The 14,349-nt window shown below is 53.5% G+C and carries 12 protein-coding genes; all 12 read left to right on the top strand.

Going from position 1 to position 14,349, the window contains the following annotated elements:
• The first annotated feature begins 312 nt into the window (after window positions 1-312).
• The 12 genes from DWX75_RS06260 to DWX75_RS06315 all read left to right on the top strand — a co-directional run bounded on the left by DWX75_RS06260 (window position 313) and on the right by DWX75_RS06315 (window position 14,269).
• A complete protein-coding gene (locus tag DWX75_RS06260; protein ID WP_233519498.1) occupies window positions 313-1,149 on the top strand; it encodes an AAA family ATPase in 837 nt (278 codons plus the stop codon).
• A gap of 1,180 nt (window positions 1,150-2,329) precedes the next feature.
• Complete coding sequence (locus DWX75_RS06265) at window positions 2,330-3,457, top strand: P-loop NTPase (RefSeq protein WP_118015480.1); 1,128 nt, start codon at window positions 2,330-2,332, stop codon at window positions 3,455-3,457.
• A complete protein-coding gene (locus tag DWX75_RS06270; RefSeq protein WP_118015481.1) occupies window positions 3,454-4,422 on the top strand; it encodes a type II secretion system F family protein in 969 nt (322 codons plus the stop codon). Before DWX75_RS06265 ends, DWX75_RS06270 begins: the two co-directional genes overlap by 4 nt.
• A 340-nt stretch (window positions 4,423-4,762) precedes the next feature.
• Window positions 4,763-4,966: a Flp family type IVb pilin gene (locus DWX75_RS06275; protein ID WP_118015482.1), complete on the top strand. Its 204-nt coding sequence runs from the start codon at window positions 4,763-4,765 to the stop codon at window positions 4,964-4,966.
• A gap of 61 nt (window positions 4,967-5,027) precedes the next feature.
• Window positions 5,028-5,492: a TadE/TadG family type IV pilus assembly protein gene (locus DWX75_RS06280; RefSeq protein WP_118015483.1), complete on the top strand. Its 465-nt coding sequence runs from the start codon at window positions 5,028-5,030 to the stop codon at window positions 5,490-5,492.
• Between the two features lie 16 nt (window positions 5,493-5,508).
• A complete protein-coding gene (locus DWX75_RS06285; protein ID WP_118015484.1) occupies window positions 5,509-6,915 on the top strand; it encodes a CpaF family protein in 1,407 nt (468 codons plus the stop codon).
• Window positions 6,916-7,268: 353 nt separating this feature from the next.
• A complete protein-coding gene (locus DWX75_RS06290) occupies window positions 7,269-8,201 on the top strand; it encodes a type II secretion system F family protein (RefSeq protein ID WP_118015485.1) in 933 nt (310 codons plus the stop codon).
• A 276-nt stretch (window positions 8,202-8,477) separates the two neighbouring features.
• Window positions 8,478-8,831 (top strand): DUF192 domain-containing protein, encoded by a 354-nt coding sequence (locus DWX75_RS06295; RefSeq protein WP_118015486.1) that lies wholly within the window; start codon window positions 8,478-8,480, stop codon window positions 8,829-8,831.
• Window positions 8,832-8,990: 159 nt separating this feature from the next.
• Window positions 8,991-10,328: an ATP-binding protein gene (locus DWX75_RS06300; protein ID WP_118015487.1), complete on the top strand. Its 1,338-nt coding sequence runs from the start codon at window positions 8,991-8,993 to the stop codon at window positions 10,326-10,328.
• Between the two features lie 94 nt (window positions 10,329-10,422).
• Window positions 10,423-11,838, top strand: coding sequence for a Tad domain-containing protein (locus tag DWX75_RS06305; RefSeq protein ID WP_118015488.1), 1,416 nt, complete (start codon window positions 10,423-10,425; stop codon window positions 11,836-11,838).
• A gap of 491 nt (window positions 11,839-12,329) precedes the next feature.
• A complete protein-coding gene (locus DWX75_RS06310; protein WP_118015489.1) occupies window positions 12,330-13,325 on the top strand; it encodes a pyridoxal-phosphate dependent enzyme in 996 nt (331 codons plus the stop codon).
• Window positions 13,326-13,372: 47 nt separating this feature from the next.
• Window positions 13,373-14,269: an exopolyphosphatase gene (locus DWX75_RS06315; protein ID WP_367181021.1), complete on the top strand. Its 897-nt coding sequence runs from the start codon at window positions 13,373-13,375 to the stop codon at window positions 14,267-14,269.
• The last annotated feature ends 80 nt before the right edge of the window (window positions 14,270-14,349 follow it).

A 14,349-nucleotide genomic window follows, 5' to 3' on the forward strand; every position in this document is an offset into this window, starting at 1 on the left:
GACTTCTTCCCCGCTGCGCACGGGCGCGAACAGCTTCCCCCTTCGGGGGAAGTGGCCCGTAGGGCCGATAGGGGGACGCCCCAGCCTTCCCCGCGCACGGGGAAGGTGGCCCGCAGGGGCGGAAGAGGTCCTTGAACTATCGGGGAAGAACCATGTTCGCCTGCAAGTTTTTGCAAGCGGCGCAGCCCCGCGCACGGGCGCGAAGCGCGGGATGCCGGGGGCATCCCCGGAGAAGGTGGCAGCCACAGGCTGACGGATGAGGTCCATGGACTTGCAACCCAAGAAGCAATCATCAACGAAAGGAAGATGCCTATGTCAACAGAAAACCGGCCGACGCCTGTCAATGGCATCGTCATCACCTTTTTCAGCACCGCCTCAGCCGTCGGCAAAACCCTCGTCGCCTGCAACATGGCCTCGGAACTCGCCCATGAAGGCTATCGCGTCTGCCTCGCCGACTTCGACCTGCAGTTCGGAGACGTCTGCAACTACCTTCATCTCGAGCCACTGCGGACCCTGGCTGACGTACAGCGCACCATGCAGGTCGAAGGCGACTCCTGCCGCGTCCAGGACTTTCTGACGCCCTACCAGAACGGCGACGTCTCCTTCTCGGTACTCGCGGCACCCAAGGCCCTCGAAGAAGCCTACAACATCCATCACGACTACGCCGTGCGCGCCATACGCAAACTTCAGGTCCAGTACGACTACATCCTCATCGATATGGCCTCGATGTTCAGCACCCTGAACCTCGCCATGCTCGACCTCTCCACCATCGTCACATTCCTCGGCATCGTCGACTTTATCCCGACCATAAAAAATATGAAAATTGGTATGGACACATTGAAGATGCTGGGCTATGATAAGAACAAAATAAGACTGGTGCTGAACCGCAGCGATGCCAAGACACGCATCAGCCTGGCTGACGTGCAGAAGCTCCTCGACGAGCCCTTCTACCACGTCCTGCCCAACGACTTCCGCGCTGCCAGCCAATCCCTGCGCGACGGCGTCCCCCTCGTGCTCGCCAAAGAGCACACCGACCTCGGCGATGCCCTCAAGGCCCTCGTAGCCCGCTACACCAATCACACCACAGCCCCCGCCGAAACCGAGAAAACCCGCGAAGAATCATCCTGGCTCAGCCGCATCTTCAGCTGATCCCCGCAGAGGACTCGGGCTTGTACGCGGAGCTTCCCCCAATGGGACGCCCAGCCTTCCCCTCTGGGGAAGGTGTCAGCGCAGCTGACGGATGAGGTTGCCTTCCCCGCGCACGGGCGAGAACAGCTTCCCCCTTCGGGGGAAGTGGCCCAAAGGGCCGATAGGGGAAACAAACGGCATCGATATGGCTGCTCGATGAAAATCGAACTCATTACATCGACGCTATTTGCTGCTGCGAGCAGGTACCCCTTCAGACGGATGCGCCGCCAGCTTCCCAAAAGGGGACGCCAAGCCTTCCCCTCTGGGGAAGGTGTCAGCGCAGCTGACGGATGAGGTTGCCTTCCCCGCGCACGGGCGAGAACAGCTTCCCCCTTCGGGGGAAGTGGCCCAAAGGGCCGATAGGGGAAACAAACGGCATCGATATGGCTGCTCGATGAAAATCGAACTCATTACATCGACGCTATTTGCTGCTGCGAGCAGGTACCCCTTCAGACGGATGCGCCGCCAGCTTCCCAAAAGGGGACGCCAAGCCTTCCCCTCTGGGGAAGGTGTCAGCGCAGCTGACGGATGAGGTTGCCTTCCCCGCGCACGGGCGAGAACAGCTTCCCCCTTCGGGGGAAGTGGCCCGCAGGGCCGATAGGGGGAACAAACGGCATCGATATGGCTGCTCGATGAAAAACGAACGTATTGCATCGACGTCATTTGCTTATGCGAGCAGGGACCCCTTCAGACGGCTGCGCCGCCAGCTTCCCCAAAGGGGACGCCAAGCCTTCCCCGCGCACGGGCGAGAACAGCTTCCCCCTTCGGGGGAAGTGGCCCGCAGGGCCGATAGGGGAAACAAACGGCATCGATATGGCTGCTCGATGAAAATCGAACGTATTGCATCGACGTCATTTGCTTATGCGAGCAGGTACCCCTTCAGACGGCTGCGCCGCCAGCTTCCCCAAAGGGGACGCCAAGCCTTCCCCGCGCACGGGGAAGGTGGCCCGAAGGGCCGGAAGAGGTCTTTGAACTGGCGGGGAAGGACCATGCTCGCCTGCAAGTCTTTGCAAGCGGCGCAGCCCCGCGCACGGGCGCGAAGCGCGGGATGCCGGTGGCATCCCCGGAGAAGGTGGCCCGAAGGGCCGGAAGAGGTCCTTGGACCTGTTTGCTCAAACTTGACTTGAAAGGAGGTGTTTTCATGGATTACCGCGTCATGATGGTCGAAAAAGACCGCCTCATGCTGCAAAAACTCTCAGGCGTCATCGAACGCACCCCCGGCTTCACTATGGCCGTACGCTACCAGAACGCCAGCGACGCCCTCGGACAAGGCAAGATGTTCAACCCAAACCTCATCCTGCTTGACATCGACCATGAAAACACCATCCCGCTCATCGAATCCTTCCACGAATCCTACCCGCACGCCGACATCCTCTGCATGGCCGAAGAATGGCAGCCCGAAAGCGCCAGCCATCTCGTCGCGGCCGGCGCCCGCGGCTGCCTCATCAAGCCCTTCAACGGCGTCGAACTCCAGGACGCCGTCAAGGAATTTGCTCAGGCCGGCCTCGAAAAAGAATGCGAAACGCTCGTCTTCTTCAGCCCTAAGGGCAAGAGCGGCAAGACCACGCTCATTGCGAACCTCGCTGTAGCTCTGGCCCGCCGCACGCATGAACAGGTCGGCATCATCGACGCCGATCTCCAGTTCGGTGATATGGCCGTTTTCTTCAACATCACGCCGCAGTCGACCATCGTCGAAGCAGCACGCGACATCCGCTTTCTCTCGCCGGTCACGCTCAAGCGCTACTTCGTGCCCGTCTCGGAACGCGTCCACGTCCTCTGCGGCACGACGCGCCCCAATTACATCGACAAGGTATCGATACCGGCGCTCGAGAACCTCATCCGCATGAGTAAAAGCCTGTTCCGCTACCTGCTCATTGATGTGCCGCCCGGCTTCAATCCAACATCGATTTCAGCCGCAGAAGCCTCGACGACAACGTATCTTTGTGCTATGATTAACGGGGCATACGAAATCGACCACATGCGCAAGGCGCTGGAAATCTTCAAGGACTGGCCCGACGTCGAGGAACGCGCGAAAGTCATTTTCACGCGCGTCTCTCCCTGCACGGAGGAAATGCGCGGCAAGCTTGAGACGCAGCTTGGCTACCCCGTCACGGCCATTATCCCGAACGAATACCTCGTGGTTTCCCACGCGGCGGATAATGGCCAGATGGCAACGGAAATCCAGCCGGATAACCCGCTTGCCAAAAGCGTCGACCGCCTGGCCGAGCAGATTGCCGGCCACCGCGTGCCAGAGAGGTGGTCCACATGAAGGCACTCCTGGCCATCTTCATCGCCATCCTGTGCTTCGGCCTCCTGCTGATGTTGCTCTCCATCCGCTCGCGCTCGCGTGAGGATCACACGCTGACGGAGCGCATGAACTACTTTGCTGGCGTTGGTCCTGAGCAGCCACAGCAGGCAAAGGGCGCGAGTCCAAGGGAAATGCTCGTTCACCTCGTCGAGAGCATCTCCTCCGGCCTTGGGCGCATCCAGAAAGGACAGAAGCTTGAGCTCCTCATGCAGCAGGCCGACTGGCCGCTGCACGGCACGGAGTTTGAAGCCATCCTGCTGCTCTGGGGCCTGCTCGTGGGCTTCATCACGTTTCTCGTGACGCTCAAGGGATCGATGTTCTTCATCGGTGCCATCGTGGCCATCCTGCTCGGCTTCCTGCTGCTGGCCCTGCGCATCCGCAGGCGGCGCAAGAAATTCACGAACCAGCTCGGCGACATGCTGACCATGGTCGCGAACGCCCTGCGTGCCGGCTTCAGCTTCATGCAGGCCTTCGAGCTCATCTCCCGCGAGATGGACGCTCCGATGGGCAAGGAAGTCAGGCTCGTCGTCAACGAAGTCAACCTCGGCAACACCTTGGAGACGGCTCTCGACAACATGCAGAAACGCGTCGCCAGTCCCGACTTCGAACTCGTGGTCACCGCCGTCCTGATCCAAAGGCAGGTCGGCGGCGACCTCGCTCAGATTCTTGATACGATCAGCGAGACGATTCAAGAGAGAATCCGAATGCGGCGAGAAGTCATGACTTTGACGGCACAAGGACGAGCATCTGCATTGGTTGTTTCATGTATACCGATTGGAGTGGCAGCGGCTCTTTCTGTATTGAATCCAAACTATTTAAAACCTTTGCTTGAGACAGAAATCGGCAGGATGTTTATTGTCGGCGCTGTTATATTACAATTGATAGGTTTTATTATCATCCATCGTATTGTAGATATCAGAATTTAATCTCTAGTAAGAGGGCGTATATGATAAAACGATTCTACTCTTGTATAAAATCCTTACTGGTTTGTCAGAGTGCACAGGCATTGGTAGAATATACTTTGATTCTAGCGTTTGTTTCGATTATTGCACTGTGCTTCTATTACAATATCACGATTGATGAAAATGGAAGAGAAGAATTACACTCATTTGTATTGTCTATTAAAGATGCAATTTATCGTATTTCAAATTTATTGAAACACGTATCAATGTAGTATGTAATCCGAAAGGATTCACATAAAGTAGAGTTTATTGCAACATTATGTTTTAGGGAGGAGTTTACCATGGTTCTCGGGTTCTCGAAATTATGAAGTATTTGAAAGCTCGTTATGTGAGCGAAAAGGCACAGGGCATTGTAGAATATGCTCTAATTCTGGCATTTGTAGCCGTTATCGCAGCGGCATTGTTTACTAACAATGGAATTAAGGATCATATTGTCAAGATTTTTGAAAATATTAGTTCTTTGCTTCAGAATGGTGAAGCTGCGTCTTCGTCCAGTGGCGGTAAATGATTTTTTGTCTAGTCAGACGAATGTTTTTGTTTTAGTATGATAGGTTGAAAGAGGTAGAATTATGAGATTCCAAAAGGGACAATCCATTGTGGAATTTACATTAATCCTACCCCTTTTTCTTTTATTTTTATTCGCTATTGTATATTTCTCAATGATATTTTTGGATTATATGACTTTGAGTACCGTGGCCCGTAATAGTGCTCGTGAAGCAGCTGTGGTAACAAGTGAAACAGAATCGGCAAATGGTTATCCGACCATCCGAGAGCATTATAAAAATCAGAAATTACCTGTCGATATTTATGATTGGGACCCTACTTCATCTGATTTTGTTATAGAGTACGTGCCATCACAAAATACAAATGAACATGGCAATGTAAGGGTTACTGTCAAGGCTAAACTTAATGATGATGGTTCTTGGTTATCGGGGATCCTCGATGGTTTGACCGATAATAAAAATACCAATAAATTGAATTTGAATATAACTTGTACGATGTACAGTGAAGATAATTGGAAGATGCAGAAATAGTAAGAGGTGAGATACGATGTCTTTATTGACGCGCCTGGGACGGGCGGCTGGGGAGAACCGTCAGGTCAATATTTTTGGCTCCCGCAGTGAAGGGCAGGACACGGCGGCGGAACGCTCCTATCAGCAGGTCAAGCAGCGTATCCACCAGCGCATCGTTGACGAGATGACGCCGGCCGAGCAGGCCATGCTCTCCTCGGTGCATCAGGACCCGCATCAAGTCGAGACGCTGATCGGCGATTACTGCCAGCGCGTGCTCGATGAGGACCCGTTCGCCATTCCGCAGGGCGAGAAGCCGCGGCTCATTGCCGATATCCGCGACGAAGTCCTGGGCCTCGGTCCGATTGAAGCCCTGCGCAAGGACGATTCCATCACCGAAATCATGGTCAACGGGCCGCATCAGGTCTTCGTCGAGCGCATGGGCAAGCTCGAACTGACCGACGTGAAATTCCACGATACGGCGCACCTCATGAACATCATCGAGCGTATCCTGACGCCGCTCGGACGCCGCGTCGATGAATCCTCGCCGCTCGTCGATGCCCGCCTCGAAGATGGCTCGCGTGTTAACATCATCATCCCGCCGCTATCGCTCATCGGCCCGTGCCTGACCATCCGCAAATTCTCCAAGACTCCGCTTACCGTCGACAATCTGATCTCCTTCGGCACGATGGATGAGAAGATGGCGACCTTTTTGCGCGCGTGCATCAAGGCGCGCGTCAATATCCTCGTCTCGGGCGGCACGGGCTCCGGTAAAACGACGACGCTCAACGTCATCTCGTCGTTCATCCCCGAGGGCGAACGCATCGTCACCATCGAGGATGCCGCCGAGCTGCGCCTGCAGCAGCAGCACGTCGTCACGCTCGAGGCGCGTCCGGCCAACCTCGAAGGGCGGGGGGCCATTACCATTCGCGACCTCGTGCGCAATGCCCTGCGCATGCGCCCCGACCGCATCATCGTCGGCGAGGTCCGCACGGGCGAGGCCCTTGACATGCTGCAGGCTATGAACACCGGCCACGACGGCTCCCTGACCACGGCCCACGCCAACAGCCCGCGTGACGCCCTGTCGCGCCTTGAGACGATGGTCATGATGTCCGGCCTCGACCTGCCGGAGCGCGCCATCCGCGAGCAGATTTCCTCGGCCATCGACCTCATCCTGCACCAGTCCCGCATGCGCGACGGCAGCCGCAAGATCACCTACATCACCGAAGTCCAGCACATGGAAGGCAGTACCATCACCACGCAGGACCTCTTCCGCTTCGAACAGACCGGCTTCGACAACAACGGCAAAGTCATCGGCCACTTCATGCCCACCGGCATGCAGCCCGAGTTCCTCGAGAAGTTCGAGATCAGCGGTATCAAACTCCCTGAAGGCTTCTTCACCCCTGGCGGCAACAACGACATCGCCTTCACCGGCGGCCGCTTCTAAGCGGAGGAAGAGATTTTTGGGCGGTAGAGCGAGATACGCTGTCCCCTTTGGGGAAAGTGGCCCGTAGGGCCGAAAGGGGAAACACCCGTCCCAGGCATCTATCCCCGCTGAAATTCGCACGCTAAGGATTTGTTTTCAGCGAGCCAGAATGTTCATGCGAGCAGTCGCCCCTTCAGTCGCTTGCACGACAGCTTCCCCAGAGGGGACGCCAAGCCTTCCCCTATGGAGAAGGTGTCTGCGCAGCTGACGGATGAGGTCGCCTTCCCCGCGCACGGGGAAGGGGGACCGCGTAAGCGGTGGAAGAGGTCCTTGGACTTTTGTAGAAATATGTTGGGAATGAAAGGAGCGCAACGATGCTGAAAGTACTATTTGCCATATCGCTGACCGCCATCATCTTCCTCGTACTCTTCGGCATCATCCGGAGCATCGTACAGCCCAAAACCACCATCCGCAAGCGCATGGCCAGCCTGGAAACGATGGACGAAGCGAACGACCCCTTTGCCGTACCGGCCTATGAAGCCGTCTCCACCGTCCAATCCGCGCCTCAAACGGGCGGCTTCAAACAGACCATGGAAGAACTGGCTGAGCACCTGATGCCCAAGGGCCTGCGCCCCATCATCCAGAAACGCCTCGTACTGGCCGGCAAATCCCGCGAATGGGGCGTCGCCGAATTCTTTGGCAGCTGCCTGCTCGGTGCCGTCGTCATGTGGCTCTTTGCCACCGTACTCGTGCGCGGCGGCTCCTTTGCGCCCGTCCAGAAAACCATGATGGTCTTCCTGCTGGGCCTTCTCGGCGGCCTGATGCCCGTTGTTTTCCTCAATACCACCATCGACCGGCGGCAGAAACAAATCGAACGCCAGCTGCCCCAGGTACTCGATTTGCTCTGCGTCAGTGTGCAGGCCGGCCTTTCTTTCGACGCCGCCCTCGCCAAGATCACAGCCCGCATGAAAGGCCCCTTCATCGACGAATGCCGCCGCCTGCAGGAAGATATCCGCATGGGCGTCGTGCGCCGCACCGCCATGCGCGCCCTCGCGGATCGCTGCGGCCTCGAGGACGTCTCGCTCTTCATGACTTCCATTATCCAGGCCGAACGCCTCGGCACGAGCATGGGCAAGACCCTCAAGAACCAGGCCGACAACATCCGCGAACGCCGCCGCCAATACGTCAAAGCCCAGGCCATGAAAGCCCCGGTCAAAATTGTCTTCCCGCTCGTCCTCTTCATCTTCCCCGCCATCTTCGTCGTCACTCTCGTACCGAGTTTACTCTATCTGTTGAAGAACTTGTAAGCTGTCCCCTTCGGGGAAAGTGGCCCGCAGGGCCGAAAGGGGAAGCAACCGTCACTGGCATCCATTCCCGTTGAAATTCGCATGCTAAGGACTGGTTTTCAGCGAGCCAGCATGTTCCTGCGAGCAGCCGCCCCTTCAGTCGCTTGCGCGCCAGCTTCCCCAGAGGGGACGCCAAGCCTTCTCCTAGGGAGAAGGTGTCAGCGCAGCTGACGGATGAGGCGGAAGAGGTCCATGGGCATGCGGCAGATGAAAGAAACAGAAAGGACAATTTAGCGCATGAAGCAATGCATATTCATCCATCCGGATAACGGCCGCAGCATCCAGGTTCATATGGCTGATACATTCTGGACGCGCCTGGCGGGGCTGATGTTTCGCCGTCCTCTGCCGCCCGCGACAGGGCTCCTCATTACGCCCTGCAACAGCATCCACATGTGCTTCATGCGCTTCGCCATTGATGCCGTCTACCTCGACCAGCATGGCAAGATCCTTAAAATCACCCGCTACCTGCGCCCCTGGCTCGGCCTCTCCGCCTGCTGGCAAGCCCACAGCGTCCTCGAGATGACCGCCGGTCAGGCCGATGCCCTGGGCCTAAAGCCAGATCAAATCCTTACTTTCCAAGAACAAAAATAAAGTCAGGCTCGACAAAATATCGTGCCTGACTTTTTGCTATCCAATAATTTAAGTTCGGTCAGGAAAATGGATTAACTGTCTTTTTTTTGCATGTTTACACCTCTTTATATATAATTATGTGTAAAAAGTCACATAATTATATATAAAGAGGTGATTATCATGGAGAGACTGGTGATGAAGCGGCTGGTAGCTTGGAAGAAGTCGCCTTATCGGAAGCCACTGATATTGAAGGGGGGCCGTCAGGTCGGCAAGACTTGGCTTCTGAAGGAATTGGGACGGCGGTATTATGAGAATATGGCGTATTTTAACTTTGATGAAAATCCGGAGTATAGGGATTTTTTCAAGACGACGAAGGATGTTTACCGTATAGTGCCGAATCTGGCGATGGCGAGCGGGCAGCAGATTTTGCCCGGCAAGACCTTGCTGGTCTTTGATGAGATACAGAATTCTCCAGAGGTGCTCAACGCGCTGAAGTATTTCCATGAGAATGCGCCGGAGTACCATGTTGCCTGCGCAGGGTTGCTGCTGGGCATTACGTTGGCAAAACCGTCGTCGTTTCCTGTGGGGCAGATAGACTTTTTGTCAGTCTATCCGATGAATTTTTTGGAATTTCTTATGGCGACTGGCAGTGGGAATCTGGCCGCCTATCTGGAGCAGGTTGAAGATTTGGCGCCTTTGCCGGAGGCGTTCTTCAATCCGCTGGTGGAGAAACTCAAGATGTACTACATTACAGGTGGTATGCCGGAGGTGGTTCAGCGCTGGATTGAGACGCAGTCGGTCGGGCAGGTGCAGGAAACGCTGATGAACATCCTGAATGCCTATGTGCGTGACTTTATGAAGCATCCAGAGACACGGGAATATCCTAAGATTACTATGATCTGGGATTCATTGCCGTCGCAGCTGTCTCGTGAGAACAAGAAGTTCTTGTACAATGTTGTCAGGCCTGGGGCGCGTGCGCGCGAATACGAAGATGCGCTGCAGTGGCTTGTCAATTCGGAGCTCGTTTACAAGATATTCCGCATCAAGGCGCCGGGGCTGCCACTATCTGCCTATGATGATCTCAGTGCTTTCAAGATATATCTGACTGATGTCGGCATCTTGAGACGGCTGTCCAAACTCGATCCTTCAGCATTCCGAGAGGGCGCGCGTCTTTTTGTGGAATTCAAAGGCGCGCTGACCGAGAACTTCGTCCTGCAGTCGCTGGTTCCACAGCTGGATGTCACGCCTCGTTATTGGTCTCGCACCAATCCACCGTATGAAGTTGACTTCGTCATCCAGCGTCAGAACGATATCATCCCCGTTGAGGTCAAGGCAGACACGAACATCAAAAGCACCAGTCTGAAGAAATACGCGGAAACCTATCCTCAAGAAACAAAACTCAGGGTACGTTTTTCCTTGAATAACCTGAAATTCGATAACGGCGTCCTGAACATCCCTTTGTTCATGGCCGACCAAGCTAGTACACTCATGGGCATAGCCTTGGCAGAGAAGGGCTGAATCTGAGCATGTCCTTTTTCTTGCCTGTGCAGGGAGATGTTGCTATACTGGAGTCGTAGGATTTTATTGAAGGATCAGGAAAGAAGGAGTCGTCATGGGCAGACCGATACACGCGCAACAAGGAGCCATACTGGTCCTGACGGCTTTTCTGCTGCCTTTTATCATCGCATTTACGGGACTGGCTGTTGACTTTGGCAGTGCCTACGTGCGCCGCTCGCAGCTGCAGAACGCAGCGGATGCCGCGGTTTTAGCTGGTGCTTATCATCTCGACGATAATCAGGCTGATGGCGTTGTTCTTCAGTATTTGCAAACGAATTTAGGGCCATATTTTAAAAATTATTCGTATCAAACTGGTGATGATTTTCCTAATGAATATGAAACCTTGAATTATCATACCGATAAGCAGAAAGATGAATTGGATGTAACCTTGCGGGGCAGTGTAGAAGCGTCATTCTTGAAGTTGTTTGATATCAATACGATACCAGTGTCCGTTACGGCAACAGCAAAAGTATCTAGTGAAGATAATCCATCTATTCCATCAGACGATATGTTTAATTATGCAATAACTACTGGTAAAGAGGTTCCTTTGCATGATGATTATAACGATCCTAATACATCAGGATTATATATTAATACAAACAATGTAACGATAGAAGGAAATATAAGAACTAATGGAAGAATTGCTATGGACCAGAGTCGGAGTAATACGTTGTTAGGAAAAATATATACATCCGAAGATGTAACATACGGAACTCCTAAATTTAAAAATTTTGATTATGGAGGATTTAAGGGAAAAGTGGATATTGACCCAAATGTTTGGGGTAGATATGGATGGTATAATGGAAGAGAAGAATTTTATACCTTTATCGATAAAGATGGGCAGCCTATTTCTGAAATGAAATTAAAATATCCTGATAACCCTGCCTATAAAGATATTTATTATTATAAGACTAATCCTGATAAAGTTCAGTATGGTGATAATATTGATATTTCCATAGAGAAGAATAAGGGAATACAATCATTAATTGAGCAATATAAAAAAATGAAACCTGAAGATAGAGAAAAAAATCATGTTTATTATGATGATGATGCAACAAAGAAAGATTGGAGCTATTCATTTCATAGTTGGCAGGGAAATCCTCAAAAGACATATCCGAATTTAACCATGAATGATAACAATTACTATAGGGTTATCATCGTTCCAGGAAACTTGACGGTTAGCTTTGAAAATACTCCACAACCGACAAAAGATGAGTTTTTTATTTTCATATCACTATATGGCAATATAACAGTCCCTGTTGATTTACCTGAATTAAATGGAATAATATATGCTCCTAATAAGAATAAGACGGTTACTATACAAACATATAACACAAATTTTAATGGTAGTATCGTTGCCAATAGAGTGCTTATAACAGGCGGAAACAAAACAATACGATGGGCTAATTACCTTTCTGGAGGATCAAATCCATCTGGAGAAGGAAAAAAGACGGTCCACTTAGTAAAATAGTTTTTATGGGGGATATATTTACAATCTAAGTGCAATAGAGCCTATAAACTCAAATTAAATCTGTTTAATCAAAAAAGCCACTTTCCAGGTTACCATCCTAGGAAGTGGCTTTTGCCATGTGGGTTATTGTGCTTATCCACGCTGATTCCATTCTATCACATCTGTACCGTCTGACAAGTCTTTTTTACAATACAAAAGCGGGAACAACCGAACGTTCCCGCTTTTGCCGCCTCTATACCTTCTGCCACCTACCACATACTAGATGTAGTAGGCCTCCCATGACTATATTACAACAAATGGGGGCGTATTTCAATAGAGGGCGAGAGAAATTTTCTTACTGGCTGGTGGCGGCACGGAGCGGTTGCGTTTTTCTGAAAGTTTCTTGCGGGACTGACAGGGGAACGGAGAAGCAATGACGAATCTAATAAGTGAATGGATTTATGTGAGAAATCGACGCGGGGGCGCTTGTTGTAGGAAAGGAAGCGATTCACATGTACTTTTATTGTGAAACATGCAAGAAGGAATATCCGCTGAATACGCATCTTTACCGCTGTGAATGCGGGGGCATGCTGAGCCTGCATAAGGATCCCGAGGATGTGCTGGCCTCGGGCATCACGCTCGGGGAGTTCGAGACGCCGCTGCTGCCGTTTACCGTGGATAAGCTGGATTTCCTGCTGAAACTCGAGAATCTGCAGCCGACGGGTTCTTTCAAGGACCGCGGAGCGTATACGCTCATCAATGAGCTTCATCGCCTCGGCATCAAGGAAATCGCGCTCGATTCCTCGGGCAATGCCGGTGCATCGATGGCTGCCTACGCGGCTGCAGCGGATATGAAGTGTACGGTTTATGTGCCGGATGATATCTCGCAGGAGAAGGTGGCTCAGATCGAGGCGTATGGCGCGAAGATCGTCAAGGTGGCCAACGGGCGCATGAAGGCGTGTGCGGCCGTCAAGCAGAATCTCGGTAAGGCGTATTATGCGTCGCATGTCTACAATCCGCTGTTCTTTGAGGGCATCAAGTCGATGGCGTATGAGATGTATCATCAGCTGCACGAGCATGTGCCGGATTACATCTTCGTGCCGGTCGGCAATGGCACGCTGCTTTTGGGGCTGTTCCTCGGCTTCTGGGAGATTGGCCGCCTGCCGCAGTTCGTGGCGGTGCAGTCGGAGAAATGTGCGCCGGTCTATGAAGCGTTCCATGGGCTGCCGAAGGGACCGCGCCGTTCGACGATTGCCGAGGCCATCCGCATCTCGGAGCCGAAGCGCATGAACGATATTGTGCGCGTGCTGAAGCTCTCGCATGGCGATGCCATCACGGTGGCGGATAAGGATATCCTCAAGGCGCACAAGTACCTCGGTCATCGCGGCGTCTATGTCGAGATGACGTCGGCAGCGGCTCTGGCGGGAGCCGTGCAGTATTTCAAGGACGGCAAACCGGATAATTACAAGGTCGTCATTCCTCTGACGGGCAATGGGCTCAAACGGTGATAATGACGCATGGCAGATGAGAAAGGACGAGAAGTTTGTTATACGGAATGATTGATATTGGCTCCAATACTGTGCGCATGGCGATTTACTTCATCGAGGGCACGCATGTGGAGATGCTCATGAAGAAGAAGCATACGGTCGGACTGGCGGCGTATCTCAAAGATGGCGTCATGCAGCAGCAGGGCATCGATAAGACGGTGGAGATCCTGACGGAGTTCAAGAGCTTCCTGATGAACTTCAATATCACGCATGTCGTGGCCTTTACGACGGCGGCGCTGCGCAATGCGAAGAACAGTCAGGCGGCCGTCGGGGAAATCGAGCGGCGTACGGGACTTCCCATCCGCGTCATCACGGGCGATGAAGAGGCCACGTACGATTTCATCGGGGCGACGCATGGCCTGACGGCTGAAGGCGGCCTGCTCATCGATATCGGCGGTGCGAGCACGGAGATCGTCGTGTACCGCGGCCGTGAGATTCAGGAGAAGGTCAGCCTGCCCATCGGTTCGCTGGCGTTCTATACGAAGTATGTCGCAGGCGTCCTGCCGACGGCGGAGGAGTGCCAGGCGATGCGCGAAGAGGCCCGGGCGACGCTCGCAGCGGCCGATGGCTTCGAGGATGTCAAGGAAGGGGCTATTGCCGGCATCGGGGGCACGTTCAAGGGGGCCTGTGCGCTCTACAATGCATTGTTCCATGAGCCTGAGGACAATGTGAAGATGGAGGCCGCGAAGCTATCGGAGATCGTCCGCCGCTTCACGTTCGAGCATGGTCTGACGGAGGAGATGACGGTGATGCTGATGCGCACGGTGCCGGAGCGCATGCATACAGTCATCCCGGGGCTCATCATCGCCGAGGTGCTCGCAAGCCGTTTCCACAGTCAGGTCATCACCTACAGCGATTCAGGCGTACGTGAAGGGTACATCTACGCTGAAGTCTTGGGGCGCTAACGCACCACATCATGAAAAACCAAAGGCCCGCCGGATTGACTACCCGGCGGGCCTTATTCGTATTGGGGCCGTTCAGCCCT

The sequence above is a fragment of the Mitsuokella sp. AF21-1AC genome (assembly GCF_003458855.1).
Lineage (GTDB): Bacteria > Bacillota > Negativicutes > Selenomonadales > Selenomonadaceae > Mitsuokella.

Excerpts from the sequence above, each read along its gene's own strand:
- DWX75_RS06300 (WP_118015487.1), top strand. The coding sequence starts at position 8,991 with ATGGAGAGACTGGTGATGAAGCGGCTGGTAGCTTGGAAGAAGTCGCCT.
- DWX75_RS06260 (WP_233519498.1), top strand. The coding sequence starts at position 313 with ATGTCAACAGAAAACCGGCCGACGCCTGTCAATGGCATCGTCATCACC.
- DWX75_RS06270 (WP_118015481.1), top strand. The coding sequence starts at position 3,454 with ATGAAGGCACTCCTGGCCATCTTCATCGCCATCCTGTGCTTCGGCCTC.
- DWX75_RS06315 (WP_367181021.1), top strand. The coding sequence starts at position 13,373 with ATGATTGATATTGGCTCCAATACTGTGCGCATGGCGATTTACTTCATC.
- DWX75_RS06290 (WP_118015485.1), top strand. The coding sequence starts at position 7,269 with ATGCTGAAAGTACTATTTGCCATATCGCTGACCGCCATCATCTTCCTC.
- DWX75_RS06285 (WP_118015484.1), top strand. The coding sequence starts at position 5,509 with ATGTCTTTATTGACGCGCCTGGGACGGGCGGCTGGGGAGAACCGTCAG.
- DWX75_RS06310 (WP_118015489.1), top strand. The coding sequence starts at position 12,330 with ATGTACTTTTATTGTGAAACATGCAAGAAGGAATATCCGCTGAATACG.
- DWX75_RS06280 (WP_118015483.1), top strand. The coding sequence starts at position 5,028 with ATGAGATTCCAAAAGGGACAATCCATTGTGGAATTTACATTAATCCTA.
- DWX75_RS06265 (WP_118015480.1), top strand. The coding sequence starts at position 2,330 with ATGGATTACCGCGTCATGATGGTCGAAAAAGACCGCCTCATGCTGCAA.
- DWX75_RS06295 (WP_118015486.1), top strand. The coding sequence starts at position 8,478 with ATGAAGCAATGCATATTCATCCATCCGGATAACGGCCGCAGCATCCAG.
- DWX75_RS06275 (WP_118015482.1), top strand. The coding sequence starts at position 4,763 with ATGAAGTATTTGAAAGCTCGTTATGTGAGCGAAAAGGCACAGGGCATT.
- DWX75_RS06305 (WP_118015488.1), top strand. The coding sequence starts at position 10,423 with ATGGGCAGACCGATACACGCGCAACAAGGAGCCATACTGGTCCTGACG.